This window comes from Sorangiineae bacterium MSr11954, from assembly GCA_037157815.1.
Taxonomy (GTDB): domain Bacteria; phylum Myxococcota_A; class Polyangia; order Polyangiales; family Polyangiaceae; genus Pendulispora; species Pendulispora albinea.
In genome coordinates this window covers 5,326,493-5,339,216 of the sequence record CP089984.1, presented here as the reverse complement: position 1 = coordinate 5,339,216, position 12,724 = coordinate 5,326,493, and the positions used below count along the sequence as shown (strand labels likewise).

General features: G+C 66.4%; 9 protein-coding genes. 6 read left to right on the top strand and 3 right to left on the bottom strand.

Annotation, left to right across the window (positions count from 1 at the left end; genetic code table 11):
• Nucleotides 1–54: 54 nt before the first annotated feature.
• From LZC94_20760 to LZC94_20750, 3 genes are all read right to left on the bottom strand, one after another.
• On the bottom strand, nucleotides 55–1,383 hold the full coding sequence (locus tag LZC94_20760; GenBank protein ID WXB19645.1) for an amidohydrolase family protein: 1,329 nt from the start codon (nucleotides 1,381–1,383) through the stop codon (nucleotides 55–57).
• A 2-nt stretch (nucleotides 1,384–1,385) separates the two neighbouring features.
• Nucleotides 1,386–2,174 carry an SDR family oxidoreductase gene (locus tag LZC94_20755; protein WXB19644.1) on the bottom strand — a complete coding sequence of 263 codons (789 nt, stop codon included), beginning with the start codon at nucleotides 2,172–2,174 and terminating at the stop codon, nucleotides 1,386–1,388.
• A 1,085-nt stretch (nucleotides 2,175–3,259) separates the two neighbouring features.
• Nucleotides 3,260–3,844 (bottom strand): TetR/AcrR family transcriptional regulator, encoded by a 585-nt coding sequence (locus tag LZC94_20750; GenBank protein ID WXB19643.1) that lies wholly within the window; start codon nucleotides 3,842–3,844, stop codon nucleotides 3,260–3,262.
• Nucleotides 3,845–4,390: 546 nt separating this feature from the next.
• Here LZC94_20750 and LZC94_20745 point away from each other — a divergent pair.
• The 6 genes from LZC94_20745 to LZC94_20720 all read left to right on the top strand — a co-directional run bounded on the left by LZC94_20745 (nucleotide 4,391) and on the right by LZC94_20720 (nucleotide 12,653).
• On the top strand, nucleotides 4,391–4,726 hold the full coding sequence (locus LZC94_20745; GenBank protein ID WXB19642.1) for a multidrug efflux SMR transporter: 336 nt from the start codon (nucleotides 4,391–4,393) through the stop codon (nucleotides 4,724–4,726).
• Between the two features lie 220 nt (nucleotides 4,727–4,946).
• Nucleotides 4,947–5,861 carry a DUF6268 family outer membrane beta-barrel protein gene (locus LZC94_20740; GenBank protein ID WXB19641.1) on the top strand — a complete coding sequence of 305 codons (915 nt, stop codon included), beginning with the start codon at nucleotides 4,947–4,949 and terminating at the stop codon, nucleotides 5,859–5,861.
• Nucleotides 5,862–6,071: 210 nt separating this feature from the next.
• Entirely contained in the window at nucleotides 6,072–6,989 is a 918-nt protein-coding gene (locus tag LZC94_20735) for a DUF6268 family outer membrane beta-barrel protein (protein WXB19640.1), read from the top strand.
• A 79-nt stretch (nucleotides 6,990–7,068) separates the two neighbouring features.
• The gene (locus tag LZC94_20730) at nucleotides 7,069–8,406 is read left to right on the top strand and encodes a TolC family protein (GenBank protein ID WXB19639.1); all 1,338 of its coding nucleotides are present in this window, start codon (nucleotides 7,069–7,071) and stop codon (nucleotides 8,404–8,406) included.
• Nucleotides 8,403–9,479 (top strand): efflux RND transporter periplasmic adaptor subunit, encoded by a 1,077-nt coding sequence (locus LZC94_20725; GenBank protein ID WXB19638.1) that lies wholly within the window; start codon nucleotides 8,403–8,405, stop codon nucleotides 9,477–9,479. The genes LZC94_20730 and LZC94_20725 overlap by 4 nt, the downstream gene beginning before the upstream one ends.
• 33 nt (nucleotides 9,480–9,512) lie before the next feature.
• Nucleotides 9,513–12,653: an efflux RND transporter permease subunit gene (locus tag LZC94_20720; protein WXB19637.1), complete on the top strand. Its 3,141-nt coding sequence runs from the start codon at nucleotides 9,513–9,515 to the stop codon at nucleotides 12,651–12,653.
• Nucleotides 12,654–12,724 lie beyond the last annotated feature (71 nt).

Sequence of the window (12,724 nt, the reverse complement as noted above, 5' to 3'; positions counted from 1 at the left end):
GAACGGACTGAGATGGTCGCGCCTGCTCCTCGACGGGTACTGCTGCGCTGTTCGCTACTCCGACAAAGACTCGAACGTCTCGACGCGGCCGCTCGCGAGTCTACCGCGATGCCAGACGGCGACGATGGCTTTTGTGTTGGCGATGGTGCGCGAGGGATCGCCGTCGAGCACGACGAGGTCGGCTTTCTTTCCGACCGCGAGCACGCCGCGATCGGTGAGCCCCAGCAGGGCCGCGGCATTTTTGGTGGCGGTGGTGATGGCCTGGAGCGGCGTGAGGCCCGCGTCGACCAACAAGCCGAGCTCCCGGTGCTCGCTCGCGCCGGACAATCGAAGCGGCGTGACGCCCGAATCGCTGCCGAAGCCGATGGGTATCCCGGCGTCGAACAAGGTCTTCACGTTGCGCAGGTTCATGGCGAGGGAGCTGCGCGCGAACGCGGATCGGGGCTCGCCGAGGGTGCGCTCGCGCCACTGGGGATCGTCGATCCGCGCGCGAACGGCGGGCGCAAGCGCGCGCTCCACGAAGGGCTCGAGGGTCCACTCGGGGCGCTCGGCGAAGACGAAGGTGGTCTCGTCGAGGCTCAAGGTCGGGATGTACCAGACCCGATGCTCGGCCAACCATTGGACGAGCTCGGCGTCCACCGGTACGTCCCGCACACCGTGGGCGAGGATGTCGGCGCCCGCGCGGGTGATGGCGCGTGCGTCCTCGCGATCGTGGATGTGTGCGGCCACGCGGAGGCCGAGCGCGTGCGCCTCGTCGATGGCCGCGCGGTACACGGCGGGCGGCATCTTCACGGGGACGGTGCCGCGAAAATCGTCGAGCCACACTTTGACGAGATCGGTGCCGCGGGCGGCCATCGCGCGCACGGCGGTCCGCGCTTCTTCGGGGGTGTCGGGGCGAAAGAGCTGGTCGTCTCCGACGGGGACCATGCTCGCGGGCGGTGCGCCGCACGGGGTGCCCACGCCGCTCTCGACCCCGAAGAGATCCGCGCCGGGGGTCGCTCCGGCGTGCATCTCCTCGCGCAGGGCGCGAAAGAGGGGGCCGTTGAGGCCGAGCGAGGTGACGGTGGTTACGCCGTAGGCCTCGTACTGGCGGAGCTGCCGGAGGATGTTGGCGCGCGTGTAGAAGCGTGCGCCGACGTCGACGCCGTCGACCAAGCCGACGTGCGCGTGGTTCGAGACGAGGCCCGGCATGATGCTTTTGTCGCCATAGTCGATGACGCGCGCGCCGAGCGGGATGGGCACCGTGTGCGCCGGGCCGACGGCGGTGATGGTTTCGCCGTGCAGGACGAGGGCGGCGTCTGCGAGGGGCTCTGCGCCGTTGCCGTCGAGGAGGCGTGCGGCGCGCAGGACGATGGTTTGCGGTTGGGGATCGAGGGGCGCCATGGTCACACCGTCTGTCCGCCGTCGATGGTGATGAGCTGCCCGGTGAGCCCGTGTTGCAGCGCGAGGTTGCAAATGAGCTCCGCCACGTCCTCGGGTCGGGTGGGTTCGTCGAGGAGCGAGCGCCGGCGAACCTTTTCGACGACGTCTTCGCGGCCGTCCCACCATCGGGTGCGGACGAAGCCGGGCACCACGCAGGAGACGCGCACTTCGGGGGCGAGGGCGCGCGAGAGCGATTTCGACAAGCCGTGCAGCGCGGCCTTGGAGACCGCGTAGGGGAGGGAAGAGCCCTCGCCCGTGAGGCCCGCGATGCTTCCCACATTGACGACGGCGCCGCGCGCGGCGCGCAGATGGGGCGCGGCGGCGCGGGCGCATGCAAAGGCGCCGCGCACGTTCACGGCGAGCACCGTGTCCCAGAGCTCGTCGGTGAATGCGTCGAGGTCGCCCAGGGATTGCGCGGGCACCGGGGGGCTCACGGCCGCGTTGTTCACCAGGAGATCGAGCCGGCCTTGCGTGTGAACGGCTTGGTTCACCATGGCTGCGATGGCGGTTGGGGCGCGCACGTCGGCTCGAATGGCACGCGCGGATCCTGCGCGTCCTCGGGCCAAGGACTCCGTTTCTTCGGCTTCGCGGGCGGAGCGGCTGTAGCTGAAAACGACGTGTGCGCCCGCGTCGACCAGGCGCAGCACGGTCGCCCTGCCGATGCCGGTGGCGCCTCCGGTTACGATGGCGCTCTTGCCGTGCAATGTTCGTTCGGGGGTTGGGCTCGTGGGTGATGACGTGGGTTGGGGCATGGTGCGGGCTCCTTTTTTTGTGGTGGGTGGGCGGCCAGCGGTCAGCGTTAGGAATCGACTGGTTCCAAATGGGGCGAAGCGTGGCGTTTGGGGACGATTGGTTCCAAATTCGACAACGTTAGGGAACGATTGGTTCCAAATTGTGCACGTTAGAGAACGATTGTTCCAAACTGGGACGGTTGGGGGACGATTGGTTCCAAATTGTGGGGCAGACCGTCAGGGCGACCGGCCGCGCTCGGCGTCGTGCACGTTAGGGAACGATTGGTTCCAAATTGTGCACGTTAGAGAACGATTGTTCCAAACTGGGACGGTTGGGGGACGATCGGTTCAAATTGTGGGGCAGACCCTCAGGCGACCGACCCCGCTCGGCGTCGTGCACGTTAGGGAACGATTGGTTCCAAGTTGTAGACATCAGGGAACGATTGGTTCCAAACTGGGACGGTTAGGAGACGATTGGTTCCAAATTGTGGGGCAGACCGTCAGGGCGACCGACCCGCTCGGCGTCAATGCTATGCGGCGCTCGATCGATGAGCGAGCGCCGCGCTGGCTCGCCCCCTGGCCGTGCGCGTCGCGGGGAGATGTTAGGGAACGATGGGCTCCAATTGTGGACATTAGAGAACGATTGGTTCCAAACTGGGACGGTTGGGGGACGATTGGTTCCAAATTGTGGGGCAGACCGTCGGGGCGACTGACCCGCTCGGCGTCGTGCTATGCGGCGCTCAATCGACGGAGCGCAGCGCTGGCTCGCCCCCTGGCCGCGCGCGGCGCGGGGCATGTTAGAGAACGATTGGCTCCAAATTGTGGACATTAGGGAACGATTGGTTCCAAACTGGGACGATTGGTTCCAAATTGTGGGGGGCAGACCGTCAGGGCGACCGACCCGCTCGGCGTCATGGCCGTTAGAGAACGATTGGTTCCAAATGTGGATGTTAGAGAACGATTGGTTCCAAACTGGGCGGTTAGGGGATAACTGGTTCCAAACTGGGACGTTAGGGACGATCGGTTCCAAATGTGGACGTTAGAGAACGATCGGTTCCAAACTGGGCGGTTAGGGGACGATCGGTTCCAAATTGGTCAAAGAAAGCTCACGAGAGCAAGGAAACGGCCATTTCGACGGCTTGGACGAGCTGCTGGCGATCGGGCCGCATATGGCTCATCACGCGCACGCCTTGCGTGGTGAGGACCAAAAAGCGTGCGATCGCCCGTTCGTCCTTCGATGCCGCGATTTCCCCCGCGGCTTTTCCGCGCGCGATGGCCTCCGCGAAGAGTTCCTCCATGCGCCGGAACATGCGCGCGAGCAGGAGAGCGACGTCCGGATCGCGGACGCCGATCTCGGTGGCGGTGTTCGTCACCAGGCAACCGCGCTCGGTTCCCGGTCCCGTGGCCCGTTTGACATGATCCAGCATGGTCTGCCGGATGGCTTCTTTGATGGGACCGGGGCGCTGGAACAGCCCCTTGGAGTAGAGCCTGAGCCGCTGGTCGACATAGCGATCCATGACCATCAGGAACAAGGTGCGCTTGTCGCCGAACGCCTTGTACAGGCTGCCGCGGGCGAGGCCGGTACCTTTGATGAGCTCGTCCACGGACGCGCCGCCATAGCCGAGGCTCCAAAAGACCTCGGTGGCCTTCTGCAGCGCCTCCTCGAACTCGAACTCGCGCGGCCTCGCCATGCCCGACCAACATTAGGATACGATCGGTTCCAAATCAAGGCCGCGCCCGACACGTTCGCGGGGAGCGCCGCGCCCGACACGTTCGCGGGGAGCGCCGCGCCGACACGTTCGCGAGGAGCGCCGCGCCCGACACGTTCGCGGGGAGCGCCGCGCCCGACACGTTCGCGGGGAGCGCCGCGCCCGACACGTTCGCGAGGAGAGCCGCGCTCGACACGTTGGCGAGGAGCGCCGCGCCCGACATGTTGCGAGGAGCCCGACACGTTGGCGAGGAGCGCCGCGCCCGACATGTTGCGAGGAGCCCGACACGTTGGCGAGGAGCGCCGCGCCCGACATGTTGCGAGGAGCGCCGCGCCCGACACGTTCGCGAGGAGCGCCGCGCCCGACGCGTTCGCGAGGAGTGCCGCGCCCGACAGTTTTGCGAAGAGTTGCCCCTTACGCCAGAACGGCCTATAAAAAGGGGTGCAGGCGGCTCCCCGACTGCCCGGACGAGGTGCGCCGTACCCGGTCAAGACAAGACGACGCGATCCGAACAAGGAGCGCGTCATCATGGCATGGGTCTATCTCGTCATCGCAGGGTTGTTGGAGATCTGCTGGGCCATCGGCTTGAAGTACAGCGATGGCTTCTCGAAGCTCGGGCCGACCGTGTTCACGGTGGTGACCCTCGTGGGCAGCATGATTCTGTTATCCATGGCCGCGCGCTCCCTACCCATCGGAACGGCGTATGCGGTTTGGGTCGGTATCGGTGCCTTTGGTGCAGCCGTGATCGGGATGATCCTACTGCGCGAGCCGGTGACCCCCGGGCGCGTGTTCTTTCTCGTCCTGCTGCTCATCGCGGTCATCGGCCTGAAGCTGACGGCCCCGGCCTCCGCCGGCGACGTCTGACCCGCGCATTTCGGGCACACGAAGTAGCGGAGCGGCACGCAAAGTAGCGGTGCGGCGCGATTTTCGACGGGCGGCCACGAAACGTTGAACGAAACGTGCGCAGGCGGGCACTTGACCCCCGAAGCCTTTCGGAGCGGTTTGAGAGCCGCTTCGCCAACTCAATTCGCGGATATCGCGCTATCGAGTCGCGATATTGCCATTACCGCTGGGCGATTTGCCAATGTCGAAGATCACTTTTGCCGCGTTTGCGGCGCTTGCCGTGGTTTGTGCAACGAAGAGCGCGCGCGCGCAAATGGCCGATTCTACCGTCTCTTTCACGTATGAGCGGACCACCCTCGGCCTCGAGCAGCCCAAATCCAGCGATACGAAGGATTCGATGGGCGTTCAGACGTTCCGATTTCGCGCTGGATACCCCATCCCGCTCGGACCGAAGACCATCCTCTCCCCCGGCCTCTCCTACGATCTCGTCGATTTTCCCAAGGCCACGAGCCGCGGGCTCCCCACCGATCCCCTGCACGCGCCCACCGCGAGCCTCGCCATGACGCAATTGATCGGCGATCACGTGGTGGTGGCGGGCGCCGTCGCCGCGGGTCTGGCCTCGGATTTTCAGGAGAAGGTGTCGGTCGACGATCTCGCCTTCAACGTCTCGCTCGCGGCCATGTACCGGTTCTCGAGCTCGTTTTCGCTCGGGATGGGCGTCGCGTACATGCGCCAGACGCGCATGTTCTTTCCGGCGCCCATCATCGCCGTGAACTGGGAGCCCAGCGAGCGCTTTCGAATCCGCGGCGGCGCGCCCGTGCTCAATGTGGACTACCGCGCGACGCCGTGGCTCACGGTCGGCCTTCGCGCCGCGTTCGAGGGCAACGTGTTTCACCTCGGCGGCCAAAAAGACGGTCAAAAAGACGTGCAGTTCTCGTATATGACCATCCAGACCGGCCCCAAAGCCACCATCAACTTGTCGGATTCGACGCACCTCGATCTCTATGCGTCGGCCACCCCCATGCGCCGCTTCGAGTATTTCGTCGATGGGACATCCAAGCGGGACGGGTATCTGCCGGTGGTCGTCGGCCTCGGCGCGCGTCTCTGGTTCGGATCGGAAGGCTGGCGCAGCAACCCCTGGGCCCCCGCAAAGTGATGAGCCCGTTCTGCGGACCTGCGATGGTCCGTGTTTCATGAAGTTTCCTGGAAGGGTCACGAAAAGTTGAACGAAGTGTCCGCAGCCGGGCACGCAGTCATTGGGGGCCGGTTTGCCCCCCGTTTTGCACACGATTACTGCAAATTTTATTTGCTAACATCGCAACTTTTCGTTGCGAACTCGGATCCGGTGGCGTAGCTACACCGGCGGATGCGAAAGCAGAGCCTAGGCGGATCGACGCTCGCCATCTTTCTCGTCGCGGGCAGCGCGCGCGCCCAAGTCGGCGACTCCGTCGCCTCGGTCAGCTACGAGCGCTACCCGTACGCGGCGGCGCCCAATAACCCGAGCGCGCAGGTGGGGCTCCAGGTCTTCCGCGTGCGCGCGGGCTATCCGATCCGGTTTGCCAAGGGGACGATCCTCATCCCCGGGCTCGCGTACGAGCTGCTCGATTTCCAGCAGCGCGATGGACGAGGCCCGCATATCGGCGCCTTGCATGCGCCGGTGGCGAGCCTGACCGGCATTCAGATGATCACCCCGCGGCTCATGATCCTCGCCTCCGTCGGCGCCGGTCTGGCCTCGGACTTCGACAGCCGCGTCTCCATCGATGATTTGCAGTTCAACGTCACCGGCATGGGCCTCTACAAATTCAGCGATACGTTCTCCTTGGGCGCGGGCGTCTCGTACAACCGGCAAACGGGGACCCTGTCGCCGGTCCCCGCCGTGGCGCTGAACTGGGAAATCACGGATCGCACCCGCGTGCGCGGCTTCGTCCCCGCGCTGCTCAACGTGGAGTACCGCGCGTCGCCTTGGCTCACGGTCGGCGTTCGGGGCACCCTCGAAGGGAATCGATTTCACCTGAGTGGGACCAAGTACGGCCGCGACAATCTGCAGCTCGCATACTCCACGGTCACGGTGGGGCCGAAGATGACCTTCCGCCTGGCGGATCTGCTTCACCTCGATGTGTACGCGTCGGCGGCCGTTTGGCGCCGCTACGAAGTGTTCATCGATGGCGACTCGGTGACCGACAAATACCTGTCGCCGGTGGCGCTCTTCGGGGCTCGGCTCTGGGTCGGGCCGTCCGGTTGGCGCGGCGACCGCGCGTTGGAGACCAAGAAGCGCGCACCATGAGCCGGCTGCGGTTTGCTCCGCTCCTGCATCGCAACTTTATCGCGTGCACATCGCACGCACGTTTTGTGGAGGTGTTCGAATGAGGTTTCGTCGGTGGGGCGGGCTCGCGCGCGCGATCGCAGGGGCGATGGGCGCAGGGGTGCTCTCGATATCGGGTTTGGCGCACGCGCTGCAGCCGCTGGAGACGTTTCTCGCGGGTGCGCGCGCGACCAACCCCGACAATCGCGAGGCCGCCGCCACCCTGCGCCAGCGCCGGGCCGAGCTCGACGTCGCGACCGGGCGCCTCTTGCCATCGCTCACGGGGCAGGGCACCTGGGTGCACAATCAATACGAGGCGGTGTTTCAGGCGCCCACCGGGGAGAGCTTGACGATCCAGCCGAAGAATCAGCTCGACGGCTATGTGACCTTGGCGGTGCCGCTGGTCGACGTGGGCGCGTGGATGAAGCGAAGCGCGGCCAAGGTGAGCCGCGACGCGGCCGCGGCGTCGCGCGATCAAACCGAGCTGACGGTCGAGCGCGACGTGACCCGCCTCTATTACCAAGTGCTCGCCGACGAGGCGGTGCTCGCGTCGGCCACGAAGAGCTTCGACACCGCCGAGGGCAACCGCAAGCTGGTGACCGATCGGCGCGAGCTCGGCACGGCGAGCGAGCTCGATTTCCAGCGCGCCGAGACCGACGTGGCCAAGGCCAGCCAGGACATGGCCACCGCCGGTCAGAGCCTGGTGAACGATCGGAGATCGCTCGAGACCTTGAGCGGCATCGACCCCGAGCCGGGTGCGGGGTTTCCGGAGGACGATCTGCACGAGGAGGCGGCCCTCGCGGTGTGGCTCGGTTCGGGCGGCGAGGACTTGGTGGCCGTGCGGGCGGCGGTGCTCGATACGGAGGCCGCGACGAAGAGCCGCGACGCCGCCAAGGCCGATTGGCTGCCGACCTTGTCCGCGCAGGCGCAGAATCGCTTTACGAACGCCACCGGGTTCGCCGGGCGAAGCTCGATTTATACCATTCAAGCGACCGCCACCTGGAAGCTCGATTTCACCTTGGGCCCCGGGGTGCGCGCCCAAAACGCCGCGGTCGATGCCGCCAAAGCGCGCGAGGACAAGACGCGGCGCGCGGCCGCCGATGCCATCTACCAGGCATGGAACCAGGTGCGCGCCGGCATCGCCAAGGCCCGCGCAGCGCGCGCACAAGTGGGCGCGGCCACCCTGGCGGCCGATCTCGCGCGGGTCCGCTATGGGAGCGGGGTCGCGACCCAGCTCGAGGTCGTGCAGGCCCAGCGCGATCTGTTCAGCGCGGAGGTCTCGCGCGTTCAAGCGGACTCCGACCTCCAATACGCCCGCGCGCTCTTGCGGTTGAGCGCGCGCCGCACCGGCAGCTCCGCCGGCGCCGGGCGCCGCACCGCCACCGAGGAATCCCGATGAAGAACCCTGCAGCTCTCGTCCTTTGCATCACGCTCGGCTTGATCCCCGCCCTCGATGGTTGCCGTGGCAACAAAGAGCCGGCGGGCGACAGCAAAAAGGAGGCGCCGCGCATCGCGGTCGACACCGCGCCCGTGATCGAGCGGCCGATGCCCGATATTTTGCCGCTCACGGGCACGCTGCAAGCCGAGCTCCGCTCCGAGCTCACGGCCAACGCCAGCGGGCGCGTGGTCAAGACTTTCGTCGAGCGCGGGCAGAAGATTTCGCTCAACGCGCCGCTGGCGCAGCTCGACATCCGCACGGCCAAGGTCGGGCTCCAGCAGGCGAACGCCAGCGTGGCGCAGGTGAAGACGCAGCTCGACAGCGCCGACGCCGAGTGCGCGCGCTACGACGCGCTGCTCGCCCGCGGCGCCATCACCCGGCAGGAGTACGACAAGCAATCGGCGGAGTGCAAGCAGCAGAGGGCGGCCCTGGTGGTGTCGCAGGCCAAGGTCGCCGAGGCCGCGATCACGGTGGGGGACGGCACCATCCGCGCGCCCTTCGCGGGCGTGGTGGCGGAGCGCTCGGTGAGCGTGGGCGACTATGTGCAGCCCAGCTCCAAGGTCGCCACCTTGGTCGTCGGCGATCCGCTGCGGCTCAATCTCACCGTGCCCGAGCCGCGCATCGCCATGGTGAAAGAAGGGCAAATCGTCACGTTTTCGGCCGCCGCGGTGCCCGGCAAGACCTTCACGGGCGCGGTTCGCTACCGAAGCGGCGAGGTGCGGCAGACCACCCGCGATCTCATCGTGGAGGCGGTGGTGCCCAACCCGGACGGGGAGCTCTTGCCCGGCATGTTCGTCAATGTGAGCTTGCGGCTGGGCGAGAAGCCCGCCCTGGTGGTGCCGAAGAGCGCCGTGTTCGCCACCGGCAACGAGAAGAGCGTGTTCGTGGTGAAGGACGGGCGGCTCGGCCTGCGGATCATCAAGGTGGGGGTCGAGCAGGGCGATGTCGTCGAGGCCGAGAACGGCGTGGCGAAGGACGAGCCGGTGGTGCTCCACCCCGCGGACACCATGTCCGACGGCGATCGCGTGAAGTGAGGGTGCCTTATGCAATGGCTCGCAAGAATCTGCGTGAACCGGCCCGTCTTCACCTGGGTCCTGATGCTCACCATCATCGTGCTCGGAGGCGTGGCCTACACCGCGCTGGGGCTCGATAAATATCCAAAAATCTCCTTCCCCGTGGTGGCTGTGACCACCACCTTGAACGGCGCCGCGCCCGAGGAGATCGAGAGCGAGATCTCCGACAAGATCGAGGAGGCGGTCAACACCATCGGCGGCATCGACGAGCTGCGCTCCACGTCCAACGAAGGCGTCTCGCAGGTCGTCATCTCCTTCGACCTCGACAAAGATCCCGACGTGGCCGCCCAGGAGGTGCGCGACCACGTGAACAACGCGCTGCCGAACCTGCCCAAGGGCATCGACCCGCCGGTGGTCAGCAAATTCGATGCTGACGCCGCACCCATCCTTTATGTCACCGTTTCGGCGCCCGGCACCATCCGCGACGTCACGGAGCTCTGCGACAAGCGCATCCGCCGGCAGATCGAGAGCATCTCCGGCGTGGGCCAGGTCAACGTGGTCGGCGGCACCAAGCGCGAGATCAAGGTGTGGCTCGATCCGGTGGCCCTCCGCTCCTTCGGCCTCACGGCGGTCGACGTGCAGCGCGCCATTCAAAATCAGAACCTCACGGTCCCCGGCGGCGCCATCGAGCGCGGACCGGAGCAGCTCACCTTGCGCATCGAGGGCAAGGTCACCAGCCTGGACGCGCTGAAGCGCATCATCGTGCGCGAGTCCAACGACCACCCGACCCGGGTCGAGGACGTGGCGCGGGTGGAGGACGGGAGCCAGGACGAGACGACGTGGGCCTCGCAGGACGGCAAGCGGGTGGTGGTGCTCTCCTTGCGCAAGCAGACCGGCGTCAACACGGTGCAGGTCGTCGACGCGGTGAAGGAGCGCCTGGGCGAGATTCAAAAGTCGCTGCCGCAAGGCTCGGAGCTGGTGGTGGTGCGCGACAACTCGGAGACCATCCGCACCAGCGTGGACGCGGTGAAGGAGCACCTCTTGCTCGGCGCCATCCTCGCGGCCGTGGTCGTCCTGGCGTTCCTCGGCAACGCGCGGAGCACGGTCATCTCGGCCATCGCCATCCCGGTGTCGCTCATCGGGGCCTTCGTCTTGATGTACCTCCTGCACTTCACGCTCAACATGATGACCCTGTTGGCCCTGGCGCTGGCGGTGGGCATCGTCATCGATGACGCGATCGTCGTCCTGGAGAACATCTTCCGCTTCATCACCGAAAAGAAGATGTCGCCCATGGAAGCGGCCGTGGCGGCCACCGAGGACATCGGGCTCGCGGTCCTGGCGACCACCTTGTCCTTGCTCGCGGTGTTCATCCCGGTCTCGTTCATGGGCGGCATCGTGGGGCGCTTCCTCAGCAGCTTCGGCCTCACCATGGCGTGCGCCATCCTGGTGTCGCTCATCGTGAGCTTCACCTTGACCCCCATGCTCTCGGCGCGCTGGCTCGAAGCCGAGCCCCAGGGAAAAACCGATGCATCCGAGCAGCCCAAGGAGCCGCGCCAGAAGCCGATCCTGGAGCGGCTGGTGGACGTGGTCTACATGCCCATCGAGCGCGGTTACATGGTGGTGCTTCGCTGGGTCATGTCCCACCGCTGGGTGGTGGTGGTGCTCTGCGGGCTGACCTTGGGCTCGTGCATTCCGCTCGCGAAGGCGGTGCCATCGAGCTTCGTGCCCGAGGACGACAACGCGCAGTTCGAGGTGCACGTGCGCGCCAAAGAGGGGACGAGCGTGCAGGCGACCCGCATCATCGCCGATGGAATCGCGCGCGAGATCCGGGAGCTACCGGGGGTGAAGCACACCTTGATGTCCATCGGCGACAACGGGGCCAAGACGCCCAACCTCGCCAACATCTACGTGAAGCTGGCCGATCCCAAGGACCGCGCCGAGTCGCAGACCATCTTGATGGACCGGGTGCGCCGCGACGTGCTGGCGCAAAAGCCCAAGGAGCTCATCTTGGACGTGGCGGAGGTGTCGGACTTCGGGAGCTCCTCGGGCGTGATCCAGTACGCCATCGTGGGGCCCGATCTGGCGAAGCTCACCGCGTACTCGCAGCGCATCATGAGCCAGCTGCGCGAGACGCCGGGCGCGGTGGACGTGAGCACCACGCTCATCGTGGGCAAACCAGAGCTGCGCTTGGCGGTCGACCGCGATCGGGCGGCCAACCTGGGGGTGAACGTGTCCGACGTCGCCTCCACCTTGCAGCTCTTGGTCGCCGGGCTCAAGGTCTCGACCTACAGCGAAAACGGCGAGGACTACGACATCCGCGCGCGCGCCGAGCGTGAGTACCGGGTGGACGAAAAGGGGCTGCTCATCACGGTGCCTTCGAGCAAGGTGAGCACGGCCATCCCGCTCGACTCGGTGATCAAGGCGGCGGCCGACACGGGGCCGTCCCAGATCGATCGCTTGAACCGGCAGCGCCAAGTGACCATCTCGTGCAACGTGGGGCCGGGGCACACCGAGAGCGAGATTCAAGCGGCGCTCGATCGCGTCGTGGCCGATCTGCATATGCCGCCGGGCTATCGCGCGGTGGCGGCCGGAAACTCCAAGGAGACGGGCAAGGCGGCGGGGGCGTTCATCCTGGCCTTCGCCACCTCGTTCATCTTCATGTACCTGGTGCTGGCCGCGCAGTTCGAGTCCTGGCTGCACCCGGTCACCATCCTGATCTCGCTGCCGCTGACCGTTCCCTTTGCGCTGATCTCCTTGCTCATCTTCGGGCAGACCTTGAACATCTTCTCGGCGCTGGGGTTGCTCGTGCTCTTCGGCGTGGTGAAGAAGAACTCGATCCTCCAAGTCGACCACACGAACCATCTGCGCAAGACGGGCATGAGCCGGGAGGAGGCCATCCTCGAGGCCAACCGCGACCGGCTTCGCCCCATCTTGATGACGACCATCGCCTTCGTGGCCGGCATGCTGCCGCTCATCGTCTCGCGGGGCATCGGGAGCGGCTTGAATCGGGGCATCGCCGGGGTCATCGTCGGCGGGCAGACGCTTTCGCTCCTTCTGACCTTGCTGGCGACGCCGGTGGTGTACTCGCTGTTCGACGATCTGGCGAGCCGCCTCGGGAAGAAGCGGCGCGCGCGCGCGGAGGCTCCTTGGCCGGCTCTTTCGGAGCCGGCTCGCTCGGACGGGTCCGCGGAATGAGGCCCATGAGGAGCCCATCGACCAGGCGCTCCACGAAGTCCTGGTCGGGGCGCTCCTCGGGGGCGGGGGAG

Excerpts from the sequence above, each read along its gene's own strand:
- LZC94_20760 (WXB19645.1), bottom strand. The coding sequence starts at position 1,383 with ATGGCGCCCCTCGATCCCCAACCGCAAACCATCGTCCTGCGCGCCGCA.
- LZC94_20755 (WXB19644.1), bottom strand. The coding sequence starts at position 2,174 with ATGCCCCAACCCACGTCATCACCCACGAGCCCAACCCCCGAACGAACA.
- LZC94_20750 (WXB19643.1), bottom strand. The coding sequence starts at position 3,844 with ATGGCGAGGCCGCGCGAGTTCGAGTTCGAGGAGGCGCTGCAGAAGGCC.
- LZC94_20745 (WXB19642.1), top strand. The coding sequence starts at position 4,391 with ATGGCATGGGTCTATCTCGTCATCGCAGGGTTGTTGGAGATCTGCTGG.
- LZC94_20740 (WXB19641.1), top strand. The coding sequence starts at position 4,947 with ATGTCGAAGATCACTTTTGCCGCGTTTGCGGCGCTTGCCGTGGTTTGT.
- LZC94_20735 (WXB19640.1), top strand. The coding sequence starts at position 6,072 with ATGCGAAAGCAGAGCCTAGGCGGATCGACGCTCGCCATCTTTCTCGTC.
- LZC94_20730 (WXB19639.1), top strand. The coding sequence starts at position 7,069 with ATGAGGTTTCGTCGGTGGGGCGGGCTCGCGCGCGCGATCGCAGGGGCG.
- LZC94_20725 (WXB19638.1), top strand. The coding sequence starts at position 8,403 with ATGAAGAACCCTGCAGCTCTCGTCCTTTGCATCACGCTCGGCTTGATC.